The sequence below is a fragment of the Vibrio sp. 704 genome (genome assembly GCF_033339295.1).
Genome location: NZ_JAWOUH010001035.1, coordinates 1 through 458 on the forward strand (window position 1 = coordinate 1; position 458 = coordinate 458).

Sequence of the window (458 nt, forward strand, 5' to 3'; positions counted from 1 at the left end):
AGGCGGCAATTCTTCTCTCATAAGTTGATAAAGTTCGTCATGCACTAAAGACGCCAGAATGAGATTTCTGGTATCAGTTGCAGGACCACTTACACCATCCCACGAATAACCTTTCTTAATCGTCAATAAGCCTTGTTCACTTAAGCTAAGATAGGGACTTTCAAAAGGCACACCAAGATAAATACCGCTTTCAACCTGCTCTTCTGAATGAAGATGACACTTGTACTTCCGACGTTTTTTGTACGTCATAGAGGCCTCTTAAGCACCTCGCTTCTTTTGATTTGAAATACCGAGTCTATAGTTTGTCTGCGAGTTTCTTTAAATAGCTTTTGGCTAATTCATTATTATCGCGGCTAAGCCATTTTATGCAGTCAAACAATTCCCAAATCAGACCTTGGTCGCCAATAGTATAAACAGGAAAATCTTCATGCTTGGGTGCCGGTTCGTTGGTAACCAGT

At 40.8% G+C, this 458-nt stretch carries 1 pseudogene; it reads right to left on the reverse strand.

From position 1 onward, the window contains the following. A pseudogene (locus R7R24_RS30505) lies at positions 1 to 249 on the reverse strand (hypothetical protein); the annotation flags it as partial. Between the last annotated feature and the right edge of the window lie 209 nt (positions 250 to 458).